The following is a 22,959-nucleotide window of genomic DNA, read 5'->3' as shown; positions in this document are numbered from 1 at the left end:
GGCTCGCACGGCGATGACGGGCGCGTCCACTCCGCGGTGGCAGACGGGGCCTTCGTTGGCCGAACCGTTGCCGATGACGCTGCGCGTGTATCAAAAACTCACGGCCGGGTTTGCGCCGCTGGCCACGCTGCTGATCAAGCGTCGGCTCAAGCAGGGCAAGGAAGAGGCGGCGCGCGTCGACGAGCGCCGCGGCGTCGCCGCGCATGTGCGGCCGCACGGGCCGCTGGTGTGGATCCACGGCGCCAGCGTCGGCGAAGTGCTGGCCGCGGCCGGTCTGATCGAGCGGCTGCGCGCGCTCAACCTGCGCATTCTACTAACCTCCGGCACCGTGACCTCTGCGTCGGTGGTGGAAAAGCGGTTTCCGCCGGACATCATCCATCAGTTCATTCCCTACGACGCGCCGCGTTTCGTGGCGCGCTTTCTCGATCACTGGCAGCCGTCGCTGGCGCTTTTCATCGAATCCGATCTGTGGCCGAACCTGATCCTCGCGTCCGCCGCGCGACGGCTGCCGATGGTGCTGATCAACGGCCGGATGTCGCAACGTTCGTTCCCGCGCTGGCGGCGTGCCGCGGCGACGATCGGCACGCTGCTCGGCAAGTTCGATATCTGCCTCGCGCAGTCGCGGATGGATGCCGAGCGGTTTTCGGCGCTCGGCAGCCGCAACGTCATCACCACCGGCAATCTCAAGATGGATGTCGATCCGCCGCCGGCCGATCCGGCGCGGCTGGAGCGGCTGATGGCAGTGACGCGCGGCCGGCCGGTGATCGTCGCCGCCTCGACCCATCCGGGCGAGGAGGAAATCCTGCTCGACGTCCACCGCACGCTCACCGGCGTGTTCCCGACGCTGCTCACCGTGATCGTGCCGCGGCATCCGCATCGCGGCGAACAGATCGGCGGGCTGGTCGAGGCCGTCGGCTTGCAGACCGCGCTGCGCTCGCGCGAGCAGCTTCCGACCGCGGCGACCGCGGTCTATGTCGCGGACACCATGGGCGAACTCGGCCTGTTCTATCGGCTGGCGCCGATCGTGTTCATGGGCGGCTCGCTGATCGAGCATGGCGGCCAGAATCCGATCGAGGCGGTCAAGCTCGGCGCGTCGATCGTGCACGGCCCGCACGTCTCGAATTTCAGCGATGTCTATCGTGCGCTCGACGACGAAGGCGGCGCGTTCACTGCGGGCGACGTCGATGCGCTGGTGCGCCGGTTCGGGCAGCTGCTGTCCGACGACCACGCGCGCCAGACCTCGATCGATGCCGCCACGGCCGTGGTCGAGCGGCTCGGCGGTGCGCTCGACCGCACGCTCTCCGCGCTCGAGCCCTATCTGCTGCAATTGCAGATCGAGCAGGGCGCCGCCGATGCGTGAGCCGGCCTTCTGGCACCGGCCTCCCTCCCTGCTGTCACGCTTGCTGCTGCCGTTCGGCGCGGTGTATGGCGAAGTCACCGCCGCGCGAATGCAGAAGGTTGGCATCGAGACCGGCGTGCCGGTGCTCTGCGTCGGCAACTATCATCTCGGCGGCGCCGGCAAGACGCCGACGACGCTGGCGCTGGTTCAATTACTTCGCGACCTCGGCGAACATCCGGTGGTGCTGAGCCGCGGCTATGGCGGCCGGCTGCGCGGACCGATCCTGGTCGATGCGAAACGTCACAGCGCAGCCGATGTCGGCGACGAGCCGTTGATGATGGCGCGAACGGCGTCGGTGGTGGTCGCGCGCGAGCGGACCGACGGCGCGGCGCTGGCGCGCTCGCAGGGCGCGACCGTCATCGTCATGGACGACGGCTTCCAGAATCCGGCGCTGGTCAAGGATGCTTCGCTGATCGTGATCGACAGCCGGCGCGGGGTCGGAAATGGCTGCGTGTTTCCCGCCGGCCCGCTGCGCGCGCCGCTGCCGCTGCAGGTCGCCCGCACCGATGCGATGATCATCGTCGGCAACGGCCAGGCTGCCGATGCGGTCGCGGCGCAGATCGCCGCGCGCGGCGGTCCTGTGCTGCGCGCCCGTCTGACGCCCGACGAGACGTCTCTGGAGAGGCTGAAAGGCCGGCGCGTGCTCGCCTTCGCCGGCATCGGCGATCCGGCGCGGTTCTTCGCGACGCTGCGCGCCAGCGGCGTCGAGATCGCGGAGCAGCGGGCGTTTCCAGATCACCACCCGTTCACCGCGGATGAACTCGCGAGCCTCGCCGACAGCGCGCGGCGCGGCGGTCTGACGCTGGTGACGACCGAGAAGGATCTGGCGCGGATCGGGCCGGACGCAGCATCGCTCGGCAGCGATCTCATGGCGTTGGCGGTGACGCTGGTGGTCGAGGAGGAAGCCCGGCTGCGGCGCTTCTTGCTCGAACGGATCAATCAGGCGCGCACGAAGCAGTTCGCCCGATAGCGTTTTCGAGCCAAGTGGGTACCGGTTCGCGTGAAGAAGACGCGTCAGATCAGCGGCTTCGCCGCCATCGGATAATGCCGTTGCAGCACCGCGATCGGCGTGGCGTAGGCTTCCTTGAGATCCACGCTCCAGTACTTCAGCTCGTCGAGCGGAATCTGCACCCCGGTCACCGCGCAGCGGACATAGGTGCCTGGCGAAATCACCCGGAAATCCCCATCCAGATACTGCACCTGCGCTTCGCCCGAGCCCGAAGGGCTAAATTTGTTCAGCACGGCTGATCTCCCAAAATACCGCCACCAGCGAAGCGCCGCTCCGCGGCCCGCGGCCGATGCCTCACACAGATAGAACGGCCGAGCCCGGTTGCAAACCACCGAGTTGTGATGAAATCGCTGTTTTGTCGCATGTTAACCTGCATCGATAGGGCGCTCGCCGGCCGACCGGGGTCCGCGCCGGGATTTTGACGATGCGCCTGCCTCTGTTGTTGCAGATCGGGATTCTGCTCGCCGCGGGACACGCCGCTGTCGCCGCGCCGGCGCCCGAAAGGGTGGATATCGCCGGCGCCAACGGCAAGCTCAGCGCGCTCTTGTACAAGCCCGACGGCGACGGGCCGTTTCCGGCGGTCATCGCGCTGCATGGCTGCGGCGGCCTCGCCGGCAAATCGGGTCCGATCAAGCGGCGTTACGCCGATTGGGCTGAGCAATTGCTGAAATCCGGTCATGCCGTGCTTCTGCCGGACAGCTACGGCTCCCGCGATCTCGGCCCGCAATGCCACGCCAAGACCCCCCGCGTGCTGGCGCGGCGCGAGCGACTCGCCGACATCCTCGCGGCGCGGCACTGGCTCGCGCAGCAGCCCTGGACCGCGCGTCAGCGCATCGGCCTGATCGGCTGGGACAATGGCGCCAGCGCGTTGCTGTGGGCGGTTCGCCCGCAAACCGCGCCCGGCAAGGGCGAGCCGGACTTCCGCTCGGCGGTCGCGTTCTATCCGGATTGCCGGACATCGTCCCGGCTGGGGTGGAGCGCCCGGGCGCCGACGCTGGTGCTGATCGGCAGCAGCGACGATATCAGCTCGCCGAGCGCGTGCCGGTCGATGGTCGACGGCGCGCAAGGCCGCAGCGCCCTGGCCCGGATGGTGGTTTATCCGGGGGCGTATCACGAGTTCGACCACATCGGCGTCACGCCGCATCTCACCAGCGCCAACGACCCGAGCGTGCCCGAACAGGGCCACCTCGGCTTCGATCCCGCCGCGCGCAGCGACGCCGAGAAGCGCGTGATGCACTGGCTGGGACGGTGAGTCCGGAAGTCACGACGGCCTCAAGTAGGGAGCATCATCTTTTCCGAAAACCGGAGTCCGCTGTTCGGGGCCATGCTCTAGAACAGCGACCCCTGATCGACCGGCTTCGGCGTGCGCTTTTGCGTTGGTTTGGACGCTGGCGTCGTCGGCTTTGCTGGTTCGCCGGCATGGCCGCCATCCGCCGTGACGCCGACGCGGCCGTCGGCGAATTCGACGCTGAGTTGCGCGCCGGCGCTCACCGCCGCGGCGGCGTGGACGGCGCGGCCGTCGGCGTCGCGCACCAGTGCGAAGCCGCGCGCCAGCACACCGCGATAGGACAGGGCGGTCAGCAATTTGCCGGATTGCGTCAAGCGCGCCTGCTGACGATCGAGCAGCGTCGTCAGCGCACGCCGCGCGCGCTCGGCGAGCCGCTGCATCCGCTCGCGCTCGCGCGCGATGCGCATCCGCTGCGCTTGCTCATTGGCGAGTTTCGAGGCCTGCAGCCGGATCGCGAGACCGTCGAAGCGGTCGCGGCGATGGCGCAGCGTGGCGCGGGCGCCATGCTTCAGCCGTTCGCCGGTGATGCCGAGCCGCTGCGCGCTGTGGCTGACCTGCGCCCGCAGAACGTTGAGGGTGATGCCCGCCGCGGCCTTGGCGAAGCGGCGATGATGCGCATGCGTATTGGCGCGCAGCGCCCGCGGCAGCCCCGCCGCCGCCGTGTCGAGCCGTTGCCGCGGGATCGCGAGGAGTTCGCTCGCTGCGGGCAGAGCGCGGGCGGCGGCGCGGAGTTCGTTGCGGCGGGAATCCTGACCGCGCGTCCAGCACAGCATCATCCGCCGCGAAAAGCTCTGCACCTCGACGAATAATTCGGCGCGCACCGGCACCGCCATTTCGGCGGCGGCGGTCGGCGTCGGCGCGCGCTTGTCGGCGGCGAAATCGATCAGCGTCACGTCGGTCTCGTGGCCGACCGCGGAGATCAGCGGGATCATGCTCTCCGCCGCGGCGCGCACCACGATTTCCTCGTTGAACGACCACAGATCCTCGAGCGAGCCGCCGCCGCGCGCGACGATCAACAGATCGGGCCGCGGGATCGGGCCGCCCTCGGGCAGCGCGTTGAAGCCGTGGATCGCGGCCGCAACCTGTTCGGCCGAGCCTTCGCCCTGGACCTTCACCGGCCACACCAGCACCCGGCGCGGGAAGCGGTCTTCCAGCCGGTGCAGAATGTCGCGGATCACCGCGCCGGTCGGCGAGGTGACCACGCCGATCACGTCGGGCAGCCAGGGCAAGAGTTGCTTGCGCGCTTCGTCGAACAGGCCCTCGGCGCCGAGCTTCTTCTTGCGCTCTTCCATCAGCGCCATCAGCGCGCCGATTCCGGCGGGCTCCAGCGCCTCGATCACGATCTGATATTTCGACGAGCCCGGATAGGTGGTGAGCTTGCCGGTGGCGATCACCTCGAGGCCTTCCTGCGGCTTGAACCGCATCCGCCCCGCCACGCCCTTCCAGATCACCGCCTCGATCTTGGCGCTCTCGTCCTTCAGCGCGAAATAGCAGTGCCCGGACGAATGCGCGCCGCGGAACCCGGAGATTTCGCCGCGCACCCGGACATGGCCATAGCTGTCCTCGACCGTCCGCTTCAGCGCCTGCGACAGTTCGGAGACGGTGAATTCGCCGACATTGGCGAGGGTTTCGGGGGCGAGCAGTCGGGCCATGCGATTCGCGAGTTGTTGGGTTGGTGCGGAAAATAGGGGCTTTCGCAGCCGACGCCAACCGGCCGGGGCCACATTGTCCTGCCACGGCCATGCAGCGGCGTGCCGCGCGCGCGCGCTGCAGCCGAATTGCTGCCCGGCTGACGACATATCCACATCCGCGGCTGTCCCCACATTGCCCCGAACCCGCGCCGTGCTACATCCTCGCGCCAGGTCCACGGGGTTACGGTCAGGTTGTCGATGAATATTCTGCTGCTCGGTTCAGGCGGCCGTGAACACGCGCTGGCCTGGAAGATCGCGGCCTCACCTCTGGTCACCAAATTGTGGTGCGCGCCGGGCAATGCCGGGATCGCGCGCGCCGCCACCTGCGTGCCGCTCGACCTCGCCGACCACGCCGCGGTGATCGATTTCTGCAAGGCCAATGCGATCGAATTCGTGGTGGTCGGACCGGAGGCGCCGCTGGTCGCCGGCATCGTCGACGATCTCACAGCCGCCGGCATCAAGGCATTCGGGCCGAGCAGCAAGGCGGCGCAGCTCGAAGGCTCCAAGGGCTTCACCAAGGATCTGTGCAAGGCGCACGGCATCCCCACCGCCGCCTACGAGCGGTTCAGCGATCCGGGCGAGGCCAAGGCCTATATCCGGGTGCAGGGCGCGCCGATCGTGGTCAAGGCCGACGGCCTCGCCGCCGGCAAGGGCGTGGTGGTGGCGATGACGCTGGCCGAGGCGGAAGACGCGGTCGACATGATTTTCGGCGGTGCGCTCGGCGAAGCCGGCGTCGAGGTGGTGGTCGAGGATTTCCTGGTCGGCGAGGAGGCGTCGTTCTTCGTGCTGTGCGACGGCGAGCACGCGCTGGCGCTCGCCACCGCCCAGGATCACAAGCGCGCCTATGACGGCGACAAGGGGCCGAACACCGGCGGCATGGGCGCCTATTCGCCGGCGCCGGTGATGACCGAGGCGGTCTGCAAGCAGGCGATGGAACGGATCATCACCCCGACGCTGAAGGGCATGAAGGCGATGGGGATGCCGTTCAAGGGCGTGCTGTTCGCCGGGCTGATGATCACCGAGGACGGCCCGCAACTGATCGAATACAACGTCCGCTTCGGCGATCCGGAATGCCAGGTGCTGATGCTGCGGATGCTGTCCGACATCGTGCCCGCGCTGCTCGCCTGCGCCGACGGCCAGCTCGCGCATTTCAGCCTGCGCTGGGTCGACGAGCCGGCGCTGACCGTGGTGATGGCGGCGAAGGGCTATCCGGGCGCCTATGAGAAGGGCACCAGGATCGCCGGGCTCGAACGCGCCGAGCAGATTCCGGGCGTGGAGATCTTCCACGCCGGCACCATGGCATCGGGCGACTGGATCCTCGCCAATGGCGGCCGCGTACTCGCGGTGACCGCCTCGGCGAACACGGTGGCGGAAGCGCAACGCCGCGCCTACGAGGCGATCGGCGTGATCAACTGGCCGGAAGGCTTCTGCCGCCGCGACATCGGCTGGCAGGCGGTGGCGCGGGAACGCGGCCGCAAGTAGTTCGGTTGTTCGACGGCTGCCCGAATGCCGGCCTGCTCCCTCTCTTGCTTGCGGGAGAGGGTTGGGGTGAGGGCGACACGAGTAGTGAGGTCGCGTAGTTCGCAGACTCGGCTTCCCCCACCCGGATCGCTGGCGCGATCCGACCTCCCCCGCAAGCGGGAGAGGTTGCGCCGTGCCAGCCGGCCTTGGGATGCGAGAAGTCGTTGGGATGCAAGAGTGAACGTGGGAGGATCCCCGAATGCCCGATCTCGCCGATTTGTTTCCAGGCTTCGGTTCGGAATGGATCAACACCACGTCCGGGCGCATCTTCGCGCGCACCGGCGGCGACGGCCCGCCTTTGTTGCTGCTGCACGGCTTCTCCGAAACCCATGTGATGTGGCATCGGGTGGCGCCGACGCTCGCCGAGCGCTTCAAGCTGATCATCGCCGATCTGCCGGGCTACGGCTGGTCCGACATGCCGGAGAGCGACGCCGCGCACACGCCCTACACCAAGCGGGCGATGGCCGCACAATTGATCGAGGCGATGGAGCAGCTCGGCCACGTGCATTTCGGGCTCGCCGGTCACGACCGCGGCGGCCGCGTCAGCTACCGGCTCGCGCTCGATCATCCGGGACGGCTGTCGAGGCTCGCGGTGCTCGATATCCTGCCGACCTACGAATATTGGATGCGGATGGACAGGGCCTATGCGCTCAAGATCTATCACTGGAGCTTCCTCGCCCAGCCCGCGCCGCTGCCGGAGACGCTGATCGGCGCGAGCCCGGATTTCTATCTGAAGACCACGCTCGCGAGCTGGACGAAGAAGAAGGATCTGTCGTGTTTCGATCCGCGCGCGCTGGAGCATTACCTCGCGCCGTTCCGCGATCCGATGCGGCTCCATGCGATGTGCGAGGATTATCGCGCCGGCGCCGAGGCCGATGTCGCGCATGACAAGGTCGATGTCGACGCCGGCAACACGATCCCGGTGCCGATGCTGGCGCTGTGGGGCGATGCCGGCATCGCCCAATCAGCCGCGACGCCGCTCGACACCTGGCAGAGCTGGGCCAAAGACGTCCGCGGAGGTCCGATCGATTCCGGCCACTTCCTCACCGAAGAAGCGCCGGCGCAGACCGCGAATGCGCTGCTGGAATTTTTCACCGAATCGTAGGGTGAGTGCGCGCTGCACCAGAAATCAGTCGTCATTCGCGGGCTTGACCCGCGAATCCATCGTGCGCGGAGCGCGCCTTCCTTGATGGATGGATCGCCGGGTCGCGCCCGGCGATGACGACCAGTTGTTACTCCGCCGCCTTCTTCGCGAGTTGCGGCTGTTTGCGTCCGAAGTCGGGCGCGGCTTCGTCCTGGCCGATGTCGAGAATGCCGCGGCGGATCGTGCGGGTGCGGGAAAAGTGCTCGAACAGACCTTCGCCGTCGCCGCGACGGATCGCGCGGGTCAGCTTCGACAGGTCCTCCTGGAACTCGCCGAGCATCTCCAGCACCGCGTCCTTGTTGTTCAGGAACACATCGCGCCACATCGTCGGATCGGAGGCCGCGATGCGGGTGAAGTCACGAAAACCGCCGGCGGAGAACTTCAGCACTTCCGAGCGCGTCACGCCTTCGAGCTCCTCGGCCGTGCCTACGATTGTGTAGGCGATCAGATGCGGCAGATGGCTGGTCACCGCGAGCACCAGATCGTGGTGCTCCGGCGTCATGATCTCGACATTGGCGCCGAGCCCGCGCCAGAACGCGGCGAGCTTCTCCGTTGCATCCGCGTCGGTGCCGTCCGGCGGCGTCAGGATGCACCAGCGGTTGATGAACAATTCGGCGAAGCCGGAATCCGGGCCGGAATTTTCGGTGCCGGCGACCGGATGCGCCGGCACGAAATGCACGGTCGACGGCAGGTGCTCGGCCATCGCCCGCACCACCGCGGCCTTCACCGAGCCGACGTCGGAGACGATCGCGCCGGGCTTGAGGTTGTGCGCGATCTCCTGCGCGGCCTCGCCGCAGGCGCCGACCGGGATGCAGAGGATGACGAGATCGGCGTCTTTCACCGCCTCCGCATTGGTCTCGACCACGCGGTCGACCACGCCCAATTCGGCCACCCGCGCCCGCGTCGCCGCGGAGCGCGCGGTGGCGACGATCTCGCCAGCGAGCCCCTGCATCCGCGCGCCGCGCGCGATCGAGCCGCCGATCAGGCCGAAGCCGATCAGCGCCACTTTGGAGAACATCGGCGCAGTCGTCATGGCTGCGCCATGAACTCGCGCAGCCCTTCGATCACCAGCTCGTTGGCCTCGTCGGTGCCGATCGTCATGCGCAGCGCGTGCGGCAAATTGTAGTTGCCGAGCGCACGCAGCACCAGGCCACGCTTGGTCAGGAACGCGTCGGCTTCCGCCGCGGTCTTGCCCTTGGTGGTCGGGAAATGCATCAGCACGAAGTTGCAGACGCTCGGCGTCACCGTCAGGCCGATCTTGGTCAGTTCCTCGGTCAGCTTGTTGCGCCAGGCCTCGGTGTGGGTGCGCGACTTTTCGACATGCGCGCTGTCCTGGATCGCGGCGACCGCAGCGAGCTGCGCCGGCACCGAGACGTTGAACGGCCCGCGGATGCGGTTGACCGCGTCGACAATGTTGGCCGGGCCGAACATCCAGCCGATCCGCAGCGCGGCCAGACCGTGGATCTTGGAGAAGGTGTGGGTCATCACCGTGTTGTCGGTGGTCGCCACCAGCTCGATCCCGATCTCGTAGTCGTTGCGCGAGACGTAGTCGGCATAGGCCGCGTCCAGCACCAGCACGACATGGCCGGGCAGGCCCGCGCGCAGCCGCTTCACCTCGTCGAACGGAATGTAGGTGCCGGTCGGGTTGTTCGGGTTGGCGAGCCAGACGATCTTGGTCTTCGGCGACACCTTGGCGAGGATCGCGTCGACGTTGCAGGTCAGATCCTTTTCCTCGGCGACCACGTTTCTGGCGCCGTTCGCCAGCGTGGCGATCGGGTAGACCAGGAAGCCGTGGGTGGTCGAGATCGCCTCGTCGTCCGGCCCGAGATAAGTGTGCGCCAGCAGATTGAGGATTTCGTCGGAGCCGGCACCGCAGATGATGCGGTCGGGGTCGAGCCCGTAGGCGCGGCCGATCGCCTCGCGCAGCACCCGCGAGGTGCCTTCCGGATAATCCTCGAGATGATCCGCCGCGCTCTTATAGGCCGCGATCGCATGCGGCGAGGGGCCGAACGGCGTTTCGTTGGCGGAGAGCTTGAACACCTTGCGGCCGGGCTCGGCGACCGGGCTCTTGCCGGGGGTGTAGGGCGCAATATCGAGAATGCCGGGATTCGGCACGGGACGGGACATCGTCAACTCCGGAGTGTCAGGCGGCTGAAAGCCGGGCCGTCAGGTCAGGGCCTTGCCGCTCGGGGGCACCGTATAGCGCCTCGCGTGGCTGCCGACGAGGCCCGATGAGCGTACCGAGGCCCCCGCTTCGATCAGGGCAGCCTTGATATGATCGAGGCTGCCGGGGGCGGAAATCGAAACCAGCAGCGCCGCGCCGTCGAAAGCGGTATCCGGCACCGCCACGACCTCGGCCAGCGGCGAGATCGCCCGGGCGATTTCGGCGTTCCAGCCGGACACCCGGATGCTCCAGGTCTCGACCTCCGTCACCATGGCGCTGTCGGCCACCCGCGACACCACGAACACCGGCAGCGCGGCCGGATGGTCGGCGCGCTCGATGAACGGCAGCCGGGCGATGATTTTCGGGGCGCCTGCGGCCTCCAGCGCCAGCCACCACGGGGTGCTGCCGGACGTCGCCGACACCAGCGCGAGGTCGCCCTTGGAGCACGCCACCGCCTCGACCGCCGCCGAGGCGGAGAAATGCGGCACATAGGGCACCGTGAAGCCGAAATGGAACCGGGCGGAGTCCCGCATCGCGGACTCGCCCAGGGACTGGTCGACATGCACCGAAAACGGCGCCTGGACATAGGTGAAGGTGGCGATGATCACCCGCCAGATGCTCTCGACGGTGTCGAGCGGCAGGATGCCTGTGTGGCGCTGGACCAGCCGCCGCATCATATCGGCCTCGCGCGCCGGACGGAACGCCGAGCCGACCTCCTGGGTCTGCTTCACCGAAATCAGCCGGTCGATGATATCGCCGCGCTGCATCAAGAGCTGGTGGACCTGCTCGTCGATGCTGTCGATCTCCTGGCGGAGTTCGGTGAGCGACGGCGGCGAGGGCGGCTGGGTCATTGCTTCAGAACCTTCAGGCGAGACGCGATCCGACCTTCTGCTTAGGAAACCAGACGATTGAAGGCAAAGGAATTTACCCTCGGCACAGGGGCGGCCCCCTAGGTTCACCCTCCCCTGGAGGGGGAGGGTCGCTCGCACAGCGAGCGGGGTGGGGTGGCGAAGAGCTTGTCCTCTGTGCCCGCGGTTCACCCCACCCCGTCCCGCATCCCGCTGGCGCGGGCTGCGTGCCGACCCTCCCCCTCCAGGGGAGGGTGAAGGGAGCCGTCGCCGAGCCAAATATTGACGGCCCGGCCCTTCATGACTAGAGTCCCCGCGATCCCGTGGTCATTTGAGCCGGCCGGCTTGCAGCCACGTTAAACAATTCGCTAAACAGGCCGGGGATAGTTTCGATCCCGGCCGAACCAATGTTCAGGCCGGGTTTTTTATTGGCTCGGCCACTCTTATCTGAGGTCAGCGGAGATACCCTCCGCTGAGGCCGATGGCAGTGTGATGAATGTACATCCGGTAAAGGGACAGCTCGCCGCCAATGGCGAGCGGACGCACGAGGCGGACCATCCGCATTCGCAGGTCGCGCAGTTCGGCGCCGACCAGCCGCTGCGGCTCGATTGCGGCGTCGACCTCGCCCCGTTCCAGATCGCCTACCAGACCTATGGCGAACTCAACGCCGACAAGAGCAACGCCATCCTGGTTTGCCACGCGCTGACGATGGATCAGCACATCGCCAATGTGCATCCGATCACCGGCAAGCCCGGCGGCTGGCTGACGCTGGTCGGCGCCGGCAAGCCGATCGATACCAGCCGCTATTTCGTGATCTGCTCGAATGTGATCGGCAGCTGCATGGGCTCCACCGGCCCGGCCTCGACCAATCCGGCCACCGGCAAACCCTGGGGGCTGGATTTTCCGGTCATCACCATCCCCGACATGGTCCGGGCGCAGGCGATGCTGATCGACCGGCTCGGGATCGAGACGCTGTTCTGCGTGGTCGGCGGCTCGATGGGCGGGATGCAGGCGCTGCAATGGAGCGTGGCCTATCCGGAGCGGGTGTATTCGGCGCTGGCGGTGGCCTGCGCCACCCGGCACTCGGCGCAGAACATCGCGTTCCACGAACTCGGCCGCCAGGCGGTGATGGCCGATCCGGACTGGCGGCACGGCCGCTATTTCGAGGAAGGCTGCTATCCGCATCGCGGCCTCGGCGTGGCGCGGATGGCCGCGCATATCACCTATCTGTCCGACGCCGCGCTGCATCGCAAGTTCGGCCGCAGGATGCAGGATCGCGACCTGCCGACGTTCTCGTTCGACGCCGATTTCCAGGTCGAGAGCTATCTGCGCTATCAGGGCTCGTCCTTCGTCGAGCGGTTCGACGCCAACAGCTATTTGTATCTGACCCGCGCGATGGATTATTTCGACATCGCCGCGGACCACAATGGCGTTCTGGCGGAGGCGTTTCGCGGCACCACGACGCGGTTCTGCGTGGTGTCGTTCACGTCCGACTGGCTGTTCCCGACCTCGGAGTCGCGTGCGGTCGTGCACGCGCTCAACGCCGGCGGCGCGCGCGTGTCGTTCGCCGAGATCGAGACCGACCGCGGCCACGACGCCTTCCTGCTCGACGTGCCGGAGTTCATCGACATCGCCCGCGCCTTCCTGCACTCGGCGGCGACGGCGCGCGGGCTCGGCAAAGCGGGGCGCTGAGATGGCGGTGCAGGAGAGCTTGCCTCTGGAATATTCCGCGCGCCCGGCGCTGCGGGTGCATCGCGCCGACCATCTGCTGGTGTCCGACATGGTCGAGCCCGGCTCCAAGGTGCTCGACGTCGGCTGCGGCGAGGGCGATCTGATGCAGTTGATGGAATCCCGCGGCGTCGATTGCCGCGGCATCGAACTGTCGCGCGAGGGCGTCAATCGCTGCGTCTCGCGCGGCCTCGCGGTGGTGCAGGGCGACGCCGACACCGACCTCGACAACTACAATGATGATGCGTTCGACTACGTGATTCTGTCGCAGACGTTGCAGGCGACGCGGCAACCGAAGGTCGTGCTGGAAAATCTGCTGCGGATCGGCCGCCGTGCGATCGTGTCGTTTCCGAATTTCGGCTACATCAACATGCGGCTGCAATTGCTGATCAACGGTCAGATGCCGCGCACCGAGAATTTGCCGGCGACCTGGTACGACACGCCGAACATCCATTTCTGCACCATCAAGGATTTCGTCGTGCTGTGCGGCGAGATCAACGTCAAGATGGAGCGCGCGGTGGCGCTCGATCGCTACGGCCGGCCGCTGCGGCTCAACGCGCCGTGGTGGTTCTGGAACATGTTCGGCGAGCAGGGCGTGTTCCTGCTCAGCCGCGCGCAGAAGAAGCCGCCCGCGCCCGGAGACTACATCGCGCCCTGATCGATCGCGGATCGCGGTCCTGGTGATACGCGTTGTGGCGAATGAGTGAAACCCGTTGCACGTGCAAGCCGGGTTCCGCCGCCACGAAATGATCTTCTTATCACCGCGGAATCACTGCCTCTGCGCCGCACGAGTCATTCTCTCGCCATCGCTACTCTGTTTACGGCGCCTGCCGGTCGTCACGAGCCGGCGTGTCGATGGAGAGAGTTGCTGTATGGTTGAGTTCACTGCGTTTCGGATGGGTCGCGTTTTCGCATGGGTTCTGGGTGTCGCGACGGTCGCCGCACTGGCGAGCCCCGCATCGGCCCGGCCGATGCATCGTCATCATGGTCACACCGCTTCGCATCACGGCGATCACCACGTGTCGCATCGTGGCTATCACCGGCACCAGCGTCACCAGCGCTACGTCAAGCGTCAGAGCAGTTGGAATCAAACCGGCTTGGCGGCGGACAACGGATTCGCGCAGCCGTTTGGCGTCACGTCGAATAATCAGGCGCAGAGCTACGCGCCGAACGACGCCAGCGGCAGCAGCGCGCCGCGCATGATCAAGCAGCGCGCGCAGCGCCGCTCGGCACGGCAGGCGCCTGAGGCGCAGCAGGCGGCCGAGGCACAGCAGGCGCAGTGGCAGACCTGGAACGGCGGCGGCGGTTCGGGATCGAACCTTGTCGCCGCGGCGCGCAGCTATATCGGCGGCAATCCGACCGGACGCGGCCGCCTGTGGTGCGCGCGCTTCATGAACATGGTGCTGGAGCGTAGCGGCCATCGCGGCACCGGCTCGGATATGGCGAGTTCGTTCGCCCGCTACGGTCAGCGCATCTCCGGCCCGCAGGTCGGCGCCATCGCGGTGATGTCGCGCGGCAAGCGCGGCGGCCATGTCGGCGTCGTCAGCGGCATCGATGCGCGCGGCAATCCGATCGTGGTGTCCGGCAATCACGGCCGGCGCGTCGCCGAGTCGGTGTATTCGAAAGGCCGCATCTACGCCTATGTGATGCCGTCGAGCTGAGAACGCTCGCACTAACCCTCTCCCCTTGCGGGAGAGGGTGGCAGCCGAAGGCTGCCGGGTGAGGGGTCGATGTTAAGCGCGGCCGTCGCGTTCGGTACCCTTCATCCGGCGCTGACGTCGTCAGCGCCACCTTCTCCCACAAGGGGAGAAGGGAAGGCCCGCGCCGCTACGCGACCCCCACTTCATCGCCCTGCGCGATCCGGCCGCCGCTCATCACCTCGGCATAGACCCCGCAATCGGCGTGGCCGAGCTGCTGCTGCAGCGTCTCGGGAATCGTGAGGTCGCGGGCGGCGGTGTCCGGGTCGACATTGGTGGCGGCGCAGCGGACGATGCGCTTCACCACCTTCAGCCGGGCGCCGCCGATCGACAGCGTCTGGCCGAGCAGGTCGAATTCGTGCCAGGCCGGCCAGCCGTCGACATAGAGATTGGCGCGGAAGCGCAGCGGGTCGACCTTTCGCCCGATCATCCCCTCCAGCGCCGCGACGCTGGCCAAATTGATGATCGACACCACTTTCATGGCCACATCCGAGAAGCTGTGGCCGCGGCCTTCCAGCAGCTTCGGCGGCCCACGCAGCTCGTCGGCAAAGTCGGCGGCGAAGAACCGTTCGATGGCGGCGCGGCCGTCATCGGTGGAGATGTCGCCGCTCGCCAGCTCGGCGCCGTTGCGGGTGATCGCCAATCGCCGGCTCGCCGCATCGTAGCGGGTGCGAAGGGCCGCCAGCCGCTCATTGCGCATCAGCATCAGAAAGCGGATCTTCGGGAAATATTTCGGCGCGGCGGGGTCGAAGCCGATCGGCCCGTTCTCGATCGCGAATGCGCGGTCCCCCGGCAGCGTCTGCCCGGTGCTCAGCGCTACCTCCGGCAGCGGCTCCGGTGACAGGCCTTTGACCGGGTAGCGGTAGATCGAGGCGATCGAGGCGGGGATCGAGGCAGGCGTTTCGTTCGGCATGGGGCTGTTTAGGAGATTTCGCCCGGGGCTGTCACGTGCACGAAATTGTGAGGCGCGCCCTTCCGTTCCCGGAACCGATGCCCACATTTCCCTCAAGCCTGCGCCTGCAAAGAGCGAGGCGACGACCGCCGCCGGTTGAGGAATGTCAGCGCGGCCGGCGGAACCCCAATGAAGATGCCGTCCGCGTGCTTTCGAGGCGCCGATGGCAGGCTGAGGGACATCCCAAATGAACATTGAAAAATATACCGAACGTGTGCGCGGCTTCATCCAGTCGGCGCAATCCCTTGCGGTCCGCGAGGGCCATCAGCAGTTTTCGCCGCTGCATATTCTCAAGGTGCTGCTCGACGATTCCGAGGGGCTGGCCGGCGGTCTGATCGACCGCGCCGGCGGCAATTCGCGGGCGATTCTGCAATCCACCGAAGCGGCGTTGTCCAAGATGCCGAAAGTGTCCGGCTCGGGCGCCGGCCAGGTCTATCTGGCGCCTGCGACGGCGCGGGCGTTCGACGCCGCCGAGCAGGCCGCCGAAAAGGCCGGCGACAGCTTCGTCACCGTCGAGCGGCTGCTGCTGGCGCTGGCGCTCGATCGGGAGAGCGACGCCGGGCAGTTGCTCGCCAAGGGTGGCGTCACCCCGCAAAATCTCAATTCGGCGATCAACGCGCTGCGCAAGGGCCGCACCGCGGATTCGGCCACCGCCGAGAACGCCTATGACGCGCTGAAGAAATATTCCCGGGATCTCACCCAGGCGGCGCGTGACGGCAAGCTCGATCCGGTGATCGGCCGCGACGAGGAAATCCGCCGGACGATTCAAGTTCTGTCGCGCCGGACCAAGAACAATCCGGTGCTGATCGGCGAGCCCGGCGTCGGCAAGACCGCGATCGTCGAGGGTCTGGCGCTGCGCATCCTCAATGGCGACGTGCCGGAGAGTCTGAAGGACAAGAAGCTGCTGTCGCTCGATCTCGGCGCGCTGATCGCAGGCGCGAAATATCGCGGCGAGTTCGAGGAGCGGCTGAAGGCCGTGCTCTCCGAGGTCACCTCGGCCGAGGGCGGCATCATCCTGTTCATCGACGAGATGCACACGCTGATCGGCGCCGGCAAGGCCGATGGCGCGATGGACGCCTCCAATCTGCTGAAGCCGGCGCTCGCCCGCGGCGAGCTGCATTGCATCGGCGCCACCACGCTCGACGAATACCGCAAGCATGTCGAAAAGGACGCCGCCCTGGCGCGCCGGTTCCAGCCGATCTTCGTGTCGGAGCCGACGGTCGAGGACACCGTCTCGATCCTGCGCGGGCTGAAGGACAAATACGAACAGCACCACGGCGTGCGCATTTCCGATTCGGCGTTGGTGGCGGCCGTCACGCTGTCGAACCGCTACATCACCGACCGCTTCCTGCCCGACAAGGCGATCGACCTGATGGACGAGGCCGCTGCCCGCCTGAAGATGCAGGTCGACTCCAAGCCGGAAGAACTCGATTCGATGGACCGCGAGATCGTGCGGCTGAAGATCGAGCAGGAGGCGCTGAAAAAGGAGACCGACACCGGCTCCAGGACCCGGCTGGTGACGCTGGAGAAGGAGCTTGCGGATCTCGAGGAGAAATCCGCCGCGCTGACGGCGCGCTGGAGCGCGGAGAAGAACAAGCTGTCCGACGCGCAGAAGCTGAAAAGCGAGCTCGACGGGCTCCGGCTCGAACTGGCCGATGCGCAGCGCCGCGGCGAGTATCAGCGCGCCGGCGAGCTGGCCTATGGGCGGATTCCCGAGCTGGAGAAGAAGCTCGCCGACATCGAGGCGAACGAGAACGCCGGCGAGATGATGGAGGAGGCGGTCACCGCCAACCATATCGCCCAGGTGGTGTCGCGCTGGACCGGCGTGCCGGTCGACAAGATGCTCGAGGGCGAGAAGGAAAAGCTGCTGCGGATGGAGGACCAGATCGGCAAGCGCGTGGTCGGCCAGTTCGAGGCCGTTCATGCGGTGTCGACCGCGGTGCGCCGCGCCCGCGCTGGGCTGCAGGACCCGAACCGGCCGATGGGCTCGTTCATGTTCCTAGGCCCGACCGGCGTCGGCAAGACCGAGCTGACCAAGGCGCTCGCGCAATATCTGTTCGACGACGAGACCGCGATGGTCCGACTCGACATGTCGGAATACATGGAGAAGCATTCGGTCTCGCGGCTGATCGGCGCGCCTCCGGGCTATGTCGGCTATGACGAGGGCGGCGCGCTCACCGAGGCGGTGCGACGGCGGCCGTATCAGGTGGTGCTGTTCGACGAGATCGAGAAGGCGCATCCGGATGTGTTCAACGTTCTGCTGCAGGTGCTCGACGACGGCCGCTTGACCGACGGTCAGGGCCGCACCGTCGACTTCCGCAACACGCTGATCGTGATGACCTCGAATCTCGGCAGCGAGTATCTGGTCAACCAGCCGGAGGGCGAAGACACCGAGATGGTGCGCGAGCAGGTGATGGGCATGGTGCGGGGGCATTTCCGCCCCGAATTCCTCAACCGCGTCGACGAGATCATCCTGTTCCACCGGTTGCAGAAGACCGAGATGGGGCGGATCGTCGATATCCAGCTCGGCCGGCTCGCCAAGCTGCTGGAGGACCGCAAGATCGTGCTCGATCTCGATCCCGCGGCGCGCGACTGGCTCGCCGAAAAGGGTTGGGACCCCGCCTATGGGGCGCGTCCCCTGAAGCGCGTGATCCAGCGCCACGTCCAGGACCCGCTCGCCGAAATGATCCTCGACGGCACGGTCAAGGACGGCGACCAGGTCGCGATCTCGACCGAAGGCGGCGCGCTGACCTTCAACGGCCAGCCCCCGCACGGCGCCGACATCGCGCCGTTCACCGGCCGGCCGCCGAAGCGGATGCTGAACTGAGGACCCGTGTCCCGGACAAGGTGCAGTGCACGCGCGCTGCGCCGCGTCCGGGGAACGGCTGCGCTCCAGCTACTTCGTCTCCAACTGACAGATCGCGTTGTCGATCTCGGGTGAACATGCGGGCCGCCCCGATCGCCTGGCGGAGTCCGCATTCGCGCGAGCACAAGCCAGGATGCATCGATCGGCCCTGATCAACACGTCCGCGAAGCTGTCCTGATAGAGGCTGATAGCAGGCGATGTTGCAACAAGGATACAATCCGAATTGATGCGATAGTCGATCGCAGAATTTGCTTGCAGGCTATCCGGTCTCCGCCGCACAATCACTCCCGGAAGTATTTTGATTGCACGTAGCTTGTCGTTGATCTGTTGATAGTTGCGCGGAGCGTTGGCTCCGTCGAATTTCGAAAACTCTGACGATTACTGCCCTCGGGCTGAATTGATTACTCCCGGCTTGCCCGAGCGGTTTGATCCAGTGACAGCGTGCGCCGGCCGTCGCGACTTTGCGGCGCGATGCTTGCTGCCCTGCGGGAGCGCGAGGATTGCGGGCGACAAGGATTGCGGACGATGGGCGGTCTCATTCGGTCTGGGTTTCGGAGCGTTGCGACGGTTGTACTTGTCGTCGCGGCGTCGGCGCTCACCGGCTGCGTCTTTGTCACCGATGGCCCGAAGCGGCTTTACCCGGTCGATGTCGAGGCCGAGATGGTGCGACAGGCGATCGGCCGGCTCGATCTCAGCAGATTGGCGAACAGCGCCGCCGACCGCAACGCATTCATCGCAGCGCGGATGTACGCGATCGACATGCAATACACGGCTTACGAATCCGCGCTGACCAGAGAGCGGCAAAACGTTGGTTTCGGCGCCGCCGCGGCGACGCTCGGTCTGACGACGGCTTCCGGATTGCTTGCGCCGGTGGCGACCAAGAACATCCTCACAGGAGCGGCGGGTTTCATCACCGGAACGCGAGCCGCTTACGACAATGACGTCCTGCTCGCGCAGAGCGTGCAGTGGATTCAATCCCAGATGCGCGCGAAGAGGGGCGAGATCTATGGGCGCATCGTGTCCGGGATGCAGCTCTCGACGAGCGAGTATCCACTCGCGGCGGCTCTTTCCGATCTCGAGGCTTACTATCGCGCCGGCACCTTCACGGGCGGAATGCTGTCGACCAGCGAAGTGTTGGCGGCCGATGCGCAGGCGGTCGAGGAGGAGAAGCGCGAATCGATCACCGTCACCTACGGATCGACATCGTCGACCGTGGCGTTGCGAGCATGTCTGATGAACCCGGACGTGAAGGAGGATGATCTGATCGCATTGACCAAGCCGCCGACCCCGCGGGCGTTCGCGCGGTTGCTCGTCGACGCTTCGGGCGCCGCGGAAACCCGCCGAAACAACCTGCTGGGCAAGGCCAGACAGGCCGGGATCTGCCGATAAGCGCAACTATCCAGGAGGAAGCCGATGCCTCAGATTTTGATCACCAAGGACGTCAAGGCCGATGACGTTGATCTCCTGACGGCCGCCTTCAAGAAGGCGAAAGCCATCTCGGTCGAGAAAAAAGAGCAGAGCAACGGCAAATACACACTGACTGCGACGTTCCCGGATCCGAAAAAATAGCCGATGCGATGCCGGGGGACGGAGCCGTCCTGCGCCCGCAATGTGCATCGCCTGTCGTCGGCCGATTCAAAAAAACAGCAGCTACTTCCGCGCCGCCGCCGCGTTCACGCTGCGCACCGGGGCCGCTGCGGTCAGGTCTTCCGACATTCTGCTGCCGCCGCGGCTGGTCAACATGCCGTCGAGCCGGTCGCGCTCTTTTTCGAAGCTCGCCATCAGCGGGCCATCGAGCGAGCGGCCGCGCGGCAGCTTGACGCGCATCGGGTCGACGAAGCGGCCGTTGACGAGGATTTCGTAGTGGACATGTGCGCCGGTCGACAGGCCGGTGGAGCCGACGAAGCCGATCACCTGGCCCTGGCGCACCCGCCTGCCGGGCTCCATGCCCTTGGCGAACGCCGACATGTGGCCGTAGGCAGTCTCGTAGCCGTTGTTGTGCTTGACGCGGATATATTTGCCGTAGCCGCCTTCCCAGCCGGCCTTTTCGATCACGCCGTTGCCGGAGGCGAAGATCGGCGTGCCGTAGGGCGTCGACCAGTCGACGCCGGTGTGCATTTTGACGTAGCCGAGAATCGGATGGCGGCGGCCGCCGAAGCCCGAGCGCATGATCGCGTTGTTGACCGGCTTGCGCACCAGGAACTTCTTCGCGCTCTTGCCGCTCTCGTCGTAGAAATCGACCACGGCGTCGTCGGGGGTCTGGAAGCGGTAGTATTTCTTGGTCTCGCCGCCCACCGTGAGCGAGGCGAACAGCACGTCGTTCTTCTCGATGGTGGCGGTGGTCTCGTCGTCGCCGGCGTAGAACACCTCGAACGAGTCGCCGGCCTGGACCTTGCGCTGGAAGTCGACGTCGTAGGAATAGATCTTGATCATGTCGTCGATGATCGCCTGCGGCACCTTGTTGCGCAGCGCGGTCTCGTAGATCGACTGGTAGAGGCGAACGCCGGTGCCGTCGTCCTCGTCCTCGTCGCTGTTGTCGGCGGTGTCGCTGACGGTGTTGAGGCTCTGGACGTCGACGGCGACGTATCGGCCGAGATCGGACAGCGCCGCGACGGCCTCGACGGTGGATTCGTTGGCGATGATCACCCGGAACGGCTGCGACGGCTTGCCGGCGCCGGCGGGCTCCATCAGGATTCGCAGTTTCTGGCCTTCTTTCACCCCGCCGCTGCGTCCGCGTGCGCCCAGCGCCGCCGCGACCGCATTGGCGTCCTCCTCGCTGGCGCCCTGGTCGCGCAGCACCGACACCACGGTATCGCCCTTCTTGACGAGATGGACGCGCTCGCCGGTGGGATTGCCGCCGGTCGCCTGTTCCTTGGTCTTCGGCAGCAGCGTGACGTTTTCAGGCACGATCCGGGTTTCGAAGCCGGCATAAGGATCGGCGGAGGCGCCTTCGGGCGCGTAAGCGAGCCTCATGTCGCCGCCGATCTCGCCGGAGGTCGCGCTGGCGTAGCGCACGCCGCTATTGCCCTTCCAGTTCGCGGCGTCGCGCACCCGCATCAGGATTTCATCGGGCGGGATCTGGCCGGCGATCTTCGCCTTGGGCAGCACCTGGCCGAGATCGCGGGTGACGAACGAGACTTCGGCGTCCGGCTCGACAGCGTCGGGGTTCTGCGCATCCTCCGCCGCGGGCGCCGCGGCGCCGACGTCGCTCAGCATCCGCTGCGCATTGAAGGCCGGGATCTTGGCGGACAGATCGCTGGTGGTCAGCGACAGGTTGCCGGCAATCTTGATGAAGGGGCGGACCCGGACGACGTCGCGATTGCCGACGCGGGACACCGTCGAGACTCGAATCACGTTGCGCGCGGCGGCCGATTCGCTCGGCGGGGGCAGGCGGTCGCTCTTATGCAGGGCGGCGTTCTTGTCGGCGCCGAACGCCCCGCGCAGCGCGGCCTCGACCCGCTCCGGCGCTTTGGCGAAGGTGGTTTCGCCGTCGAGCGACGCGAAAACGGCGCCGCCGATCAAGGCTGCGCCGCACAGGCCCGTCAGAATCGTGCCGCTGAACCATTGTACCGACACGCGGCGGCGATCGATCACCGCCGCTTCGGAGCCGTCGACAGAAAGCGGCGGCTCGTGACCGAGATCGATCATGCCGATCTCACGCCCGTGGCTGCGTCCCCGTGAAACCCTTTGGCTCAATCGCCGTCCCCCAAATTCCCCAAGCGGTCGGCTTTCGCCGGTCGCAAGTGTCCTTGACCTGTCGGAGCCTTCTCACGATCCGCGGGATCGCGAGAGCCTCCAGCTGCCCCGGGGCCTGCTGTTTCGCCGCGCGGGCGAAGCAGGGAGCCGGGACTGCGCCGCGGACGTTCGACAAGTGGCGCCAAATTGCTGGCAGCCGGCGCGAACGTCAATGGCGGGCAATGTTCGAAGCCGAACCCAACAGAGGAATTGGCGATGATTGCGTCACGATCGCGACCCTGTCTGGCGAAATCCGGCTGCGGCGACCCCCAACCGGAAAAACTCGGCCCATCTATTTTCGCGAGAACGTCCGAGGAATGTGGCTTCAGTACGGCGCGAGGGGCCAGAAAGCCTTGTGCTATCGACAGAAATCGAATGTTCCACCGAACACGACATTTTTCTGACGATGGGCGTTGACAGGTTCGACGGGGCTGGCCTATAAACCGCCCATCGAGAGCGGCGCCGCTGAGCCCCACGGGCACCAGCGAGCTTCCGTGTCTCTAGAACATCCATCGATCATCGATGAGTGATCCAGCAGCCGATAGGTGTCGGTTGCGAATTGCCGTCGGGTCGAGGTTGAGGCTCCTCTAAGTGTAGGAGCAGAAGTTGAGGCCTTCGGGCTTGTGCTTCATTGAACCTTCGGGTTCATGGGACCTTCGGGTTCCGGGCTGTTTGACAAGTGAAGATGAAGAAAGAGAAACGTGGACGGCGAAGTCCTTGCGGGTCTTGATTGAGAGGGGGCTTCGGCTCTTGATCGTTGAGACCGGACGAAAGACTTCGGCGGTTACACGTTTCAAAGGTTACACCATGACGTTTTCGGACGTCGTGTCGATCGCGATGTGAATCGTTGGTCGGCGTATATGGTGGGACCTCGTCAAAACGTTGTGATCAGCCGGTTCAAAGTTTCAAGTCCAACT

The 22,959-nt window shown here is 66.4% G+C and carries 18 protein-coding genes and 1 riboswitch; of the genes, 11 read left to right on the top strand and 7 right to left on the bottom strand.

From position 1 onward, the window contains the following. Positions 1 to 13: 13 nt before the first annotated feature. Together BMY71_RS00090 and lpxK are read left to right on the top strand one after the other, a co-directional pair. The gene (locus tag BMY71_RS00090; protein WP_092680910.1) at positions 14 to 1,360 is read left to right on the top strand and encodes a 3-deoxy-D-manno-octulosonic acid transferase; all 1,347 of its coding nucleotides are present in this window, start codon (positions 14 to 16) and stop codon (positions 1,358 to 1,360) included. Then, positions 1,353 to 2,369, top strand: coding sequence for a tetraacyldisaccharide 4'-kinase (gene lpxK, locus BMY71_RS00085; RefSeq protein ID WP_092680908.1), 1,017 nt, complete (start codon positions 1,353 to 1,355; stop codon positions 2,367 to 2,369). The genes BMY71_RS00090 and lpxK overlap by 8 nt, the downstream gene beginning before the upstream one ends. Before the next feature lie 44 nt (positions 2,370 to 2,413). Here lpxK and BMY71_RS00080 read toward each other — a convergent pair whose 3' ends face one another. Further along, on the bottom strand, positions 2,414 to 2,641 hold the full coding sequence (locus tag BMY71_RS00080; RefSeq protein WP_011504487.1) for a DUF2093 domain-containing protein: 228 nt from the start codon (positions 2,639 to 2,641) through the stop codon (positions 2,414 to 2,416). 191 nt (positions 2,642 to 2,832) lie between these two features. On the opposite strand from BMY71_RS00080, the gene BMY71_RS00075 reads away from it, so the two are divergent. Further along, complete coding sequence (locus BMY71_RS00075) at positions 2,833 to 3,660, top strand: dienelactone hydrolase family protein (protein ID WP_092680906.1); 828 nt, start codon at positions 2,833 to 2,835, stop codon at positions 3,658 to 3,660. Between the two features lie 77 nt (positions 3,661 to 3,737). Here the strand turns inward: BMY71_RS00075 and xseA are convergent, their stop codons facing one another. Beyond that, positions 3,738 to 5,348 carry an exodeoxyribonuclease VII large subunit gene (xseA, locus tag BMY71_RS00070; protein ID WP_092680904.1) on the bottom strand — a complete coding sequence of 537 codons (1,611 nt, stop codon included), beginning with the start codon at positions 5,346 to 5,348 and terminating at the stop codon, positions 3,738 to 3,740. A 237-nt stretch (positions 5,349 to 5,585) separates the two neighbouring features. On the opposite strand from xseA, the gene purD reads away from it, so the two are divergent. Beyond that, positions 5,586 to 6,869 carry a phosphoribosylamine--glycine ligase gene (gene purD / locus BMY71_RS00065; protein WP_092680902.1) on the top strand — a complete coding sequence of 428 codons (1,284 nt, stop codon included), beginning with the start codon at positions 5,586 to 5,588 and terminating at the stop codon, positions 6,867 to 6,869. Positions 6,870 to 7,107: 238 nt separating this feature from the next. Beyond that, positions 7,108 to 8,013 (top strand): alpha/beta fold hydrolase, encoded by a 906-nt coding sequence (locus BMY71_RS00060; protein ID WP_092680900.1) that lies wholly within the window; start codon positions 7,108 to 7,110, stop codon positions 8,011 to 8,013. A 127-nt stretch (positions 8,014 to 8,140) separates the two neighbouring features. Here BMY71_RS00060 and BMY71_RS00055 read toward each other — a convergent pair whose 3' ends face one another. Genes BMY71_RS00055 through BMY71_RS00045 form a run of 3 tightly spaced genes read right to left on the bottom strand, consistent with a single transcriptional unit; the run spans position 8,141 to position 11,067 of the window. Next, the gene (locus BMY71_RS00055) at positions 8,141 to 9,085 is read right to left on the bottom strand and encodes a prephenate/arogenate dehydrogenase family protein (protein WP_011504482.1); all 945 of its coding nucleotides are present in this window, start codon (positions 9,083 to 9,085) and stop codon (positions 8,141 to 8,143) included. Continuing rightward, positions 9,082 to 10,179, bottom strand: a complete 1,098-nt coding sequence (hisC, locus tag BMY71_RS00050; RefSeq protein WP_092680898.1) for a histidinol-phosphate transaminase — start codon at positions 10,177 to 10,179, stop codon at positions 9,082 to 9,084. The genes BMY71_RS00055 and hisC overlap by 4 nt, the downstream gene beginning before the upstream one ends. A 39-nt stretch (positions 10,180 to 10,218) precedes the next feature. Further along, the gene (locus BMY71_RS00045) at positions 10,219 to 11,067 is read right to left on the bottom strand and encodes a chorismate mutase (protein ID WP_092680897.1); all 849 of its coding nucleotides are present in this window, start codon (positions 11,065 to 11,067) and stop codon (positions 10,219 to 10,221) included. 310 nt (positions 11,068 to 11,377) lie between these two features. After that, positions 11,378 to 11,457, top strand: a riboswitch (SAM riboswitch). Between the two features lie 99 nt (positions 11,458 to 11,556). On the opposite strand from BMY71_RS00045, the gene metX reads away from it, so the two are divergent. The 3 genes from metX to BMY71_RS00030 all read left to right on the top strand — a co-directional run bounded on the left by metX (position 11,557) and on the right by BMY71_RS00030 (position 14,453). Beyond that, positions 11,557 to 12,756 carry a homoserine O-acetyltransferase MetX gene (gene metX / locus BMY71_RS00040; RefSeq protein WP_092680895.1) on the top strand — a complete coding sequence of 400 codons (1,200 nt, stop codon included), beginning with the start codon at positions 11,557 to 11,559 and terminating at the stop codon, positions 12,754 to 12,756. Between the two features lies 1 nt (position 12,757). Further along, positions 12,758 to 13,450, top strand: a complete 693-nt coding sequence (gene metW, locus BMY71_RS00035; RefSeq protein WP_011504478.1) for a methionine biosynthesis protein MetW — start codon at positions 12,758 to 12,760, stop codon at positions 13,448 to 13,450. Between the two features lie 214 nt (positions 13,451 to 13,664). Next, positions 13,665 to 14,453: a TIGR02594 family protein gene (locus BMY71_RS00030; protein WP_092680893.1), complete on the top strand. Its 789-nt coding sequence runs from the start codon at positions 13,665 to 13,667 to the stop codon at positions 14,451 to 14,453. Between the two features lie 166 nt (positions 14,454 to 14,619). On the opposite strand, the gene BMY71_RS00025 is transcribed toward BMY71_RS00030, so the two are convergent. Beyond that, positions 14,620 to 15,402: an MOSC domain-containing protein gene (locus tag BMY71_RS00025; RefSeq protein ID WP_092680891.1), complete on the bottom strand. Its 783-nt coding sequence runs from the start codon at positions 15,400 to 15,402 to the stop codon at positions 14,620 to 14,622. A 226-nt stretch (positions 15,403 to 15,628) separates the two neighbouring features. On the opposite strand from BMY71_RS00025, the gene clpB reads away from it, so the two are divergent. The 3 genes from clpB to BMY71_RS24700 all read left to right on the top strand — a co-directional run bounded on the left by clpB (position 15,629) and on the right by BMY71_RS24700 (position 19,876). Next, the gene (gene clpB, locus BMY71_RS00020; protein WP_092680889.1) at positions 15,629 to 18,268 is read left to right on the top strand and encodes an ATP-dependent chaperone ClpB; all 2,640 of its coding nucleotides are present in this window, start codon (positions 15,629 to 15,631) and stop codon (positions 18,266 to 18,268) included. Positions 18,269 to 18,832: 564 nt separating this feature from the next. Next, complete coding sequence (locus BMY71_RS00015; RefSeq protein WP_011504473.1) at positions 18,833 to 19,696, top strand: hypothetical protein; 864 nt, start codon at positions 18,833 to 18,835, stop codon at positions 19,694 to 19,696. Between the two features lie 24 nt (positions 19,697 to 19,720). After that, positions 19,721 to 19,876, top strand: a complete 156-nt coding sequence (locus tag BMY71_RS24700; RefSeq protein WP_175557562.1) for a hypothetical protein — start codon at positions 19,721 to 19,723, stop codon at positions 19,874 to 19,876. Between the two features lie 81 nt (positions 19,877 to 19,957). Here the strand turns inward: BMY71_RS24700 and BMY71_RS00010 are convergent, their stop codons facing one another. After that, a complete protein-coding gene (locus tag BMY71_RS00010) occupies positions 19,958 to 21,955 on the bottom strand; it encodes a M23 family metallopeptidase (RefSeq protein WP_092680883.1) in 1,998 nt (665 codons plus the stop codon). Between the last annotated feature and the right edge of the window lie 1,004 nt (positions 21,956 to 22,959).

This window comes from Rhodopseudomonas pseudopalustris (assembly GCF_900110435.1).
GTDB classification, from domain to species: domain Bacteria; phylum Pseudomonadota; class Alphaproteobacteria; order Rhizobiales; family Xanthobacteraceae; genus Rhodopseudomonas; species Rhodopseudomonas pseudopalustris.
Note: the sequence above shows the minus strand (reverse complement) of the source record. Positions and strands in the feature narration are given on the sequence as shown.